Here is a 1,854-nt window from a genome sequence, read left to right as displayed (position 1 = left end):
AAATTGGGCTGGGTTTTTTTTAAAGGCATTATATTGCTGTTTATATTTGCCTGACATGTAAGGCTCCTAAAACTAAATTTGTGTGTGAGAGACCTTACAAAATGTAGGCTTTTTTTAGCAAGCAAGCTATTCGACCTTGGTCGGCTAAAAGTTAATCAATGCACTGGTTTTAAAAATACAAAATTGACAATACAAAGTGTGTGGTTCAGCATGGCGGGCAGTAAAAACAAGAGAAAACACGATATGAGTAACGTAGTAAGAGTAGGGGTTGCGGTTATCATAAAGCATCAAAACACAATTTTACTAGGTGAGCGTATTGGCGCGCATGGTGCTAATACATGGGCAACACCTGGTGGGCATTTAGAGTTTGGTGAAAGTGTTGAGCAATGTGCAATACGAGAAGTGTTTGAAGAAACAGGTTTAAAGGTAAGTAAAATTACTAAGCTTGATTTTACCAATGATATTTTTACAGCAGAGAGCAAACACTATATTACGTTGTATGTAAAAGCTGACTTTGAAGGCGGAGAGCCTGAACTTAAAGAGCCTAATAAATGTTTAAAGTGGCGCTGGTGCGATATTAATAATCTACCAACGCCACTGTTTACATCACTAAAAAATTACTTATCTGAGGCTGTACTAGCCTAGTTATTTTGTTGGCGGTGTCGCTGGACTTAACTCTAGTTTACTAAAGCTTACTTGAGCGTAATCGCCATTTTGTTTATCTGTAGACCAATCGCCAGTACCTAAACAACCTGGGTACCAAATACCTTTCGCGCTTTTAGTACTACATTGGTTATAAGCGCCGGCTTTAAAGTAATGCCAATCTGCTGCGTAGCCATGTGGATGATCTTTTTCGTCCACTTTGCCATAAGCATCTACGTTATTACCTAAGTTAATAGAGTAGTTAACGTCTTCTTTGCCTTGTGCGCTAAATGTAAGGTGCATAACATTTTTATACACATTTACCGTGTAGCTAAATTCTTCACCTAGTGAAATACCGGCGTTGCCTGGCTCGTTAGGGTTTTCCCATGTATTACCCCAAACAGGGTAAGTAATGTCTGTACGGTCAGGATTCGTTTTAGCTAAGTTACGTTCGTAGTTCCAAAAAACTGAGCCTGTTTTGTGTCCTGGCCATTTTTTGTAATATATTTTAAGTGGCTCATTGCCCCAGCCATAACCAAGCTTGGTATCAATAAGTGCCTGATCTTTACCCGCGTGAATTTGTCCTACAACAACCGAGTAAGCTGCTTTTTTATCAGGATCAGTCGCACGTAGCGCAACGTGATCTACTTTTAATGTTGCTTCCATTTTTCCACCAACAGAGCCAAATCGGTCAGATAGCGGGTGAACAGCTAAAGCAAAATTGTTTTTAGAATGTTTAGTTTTAATTTTAGTATTTGATCCACGGATCATCTGTCTAAGTTCACTACGGGTATTAGTAGAGTTAGCACTTGTAAGCGCTTTATTAGGGGAGGTAAATACCATGTAGCCTTTTTCATCAAGGTAGAAAAAATCAGGGTGTGCGTAAGTCTGAATTTCTTCTACATCTATTTCATCAATTTTACCGTCGTTGTTTAAATCAACTGGTACATTTATTTTCCAGTGAGATAAATCAAACTTTGTTGCAGGTACTGGCGCATCGCTTTGCTGATTAGTGCTTTGGGTACTTGAACAAGCGGTAAAAAGTAAAGGGGTGATAACGGCTAAAGCCGTAAGTTTAAATGTGGATGTATTTTTTATCATTATTGTCTCTGTGTGATGAAGTAAAAATTGTGCGGTACAGGCATCGCTTAATCTCAATCTAGCATACCAATTTAACAATTAAAACTTACCAATTAGTAAAATTAAATATTT

2 protein-coding genes are annotated in these 1,854 nt (G+C 38.2%); one reads left to right on the top strand and one right to left on the bottom strand.

What is annotated here, in order from left to right:
- Positions 1-243: 243 nt before the first annotated feature.
- On the top strand, positions 244-645 hold the full coding sequence (locus GQR46_RS19245) for an NUDIX hydrolase (protein WP_165727319.1): 402 nt from the start codon (positions 244-246) through the stop codon (positions 643-645).
- Here GQR46_RS19245 and GQR46_RS19240 read toward each other — a convergent pair whose 3' ends face one another.
- Positions 646-1,743 carry a polysaccharide lyase family 7 protein gene (locus tag GQR46_RS19240; RefSeq protein ID WP_165742133.1) on the bottom strand — a complete coding sequence of 366 codons (1,098 nt, stop codon included), beginning with the start codon at positions 1,741-1,743 and terminating at the stop codon, positions 646-648.
- Positions 1,744-1,854: the final 111 nt, after the last annotated feature.

This window comes from Pseudoalteromonas sp. Z1A6 (assembly GCF_011378745.1).
In the GTDB taxonomy this organism is placed as follows: Bacteria; Pseudomonadota; Gammaproteobacteria; order Enterobacterales; family Alteromonadaceae; genus Pseudoalteromonas; species Pseudoalteromonas arctica.
This window is presented reverse-complemented; position numbering and strand designations above follow the sequence as displayed.

What these genes read in the sequence shown, in the direction of transcription:
- GQR46_RS19245 (WP_165727319.1), top strand. Translation starts at nt 244, where the DNA reads ATGAGTAACGTAGTAAGAGTAGGGGTTGCGGTTATCATAAAGCATCAA.
- GQR46_RS19240 (WP_165742133.1), bottom strand. Translation starts at nt 1,743, where the DNA reads ATGATAAAAAATACATCCACATTTAAACTTACGGCTTTAGCCGTTATC.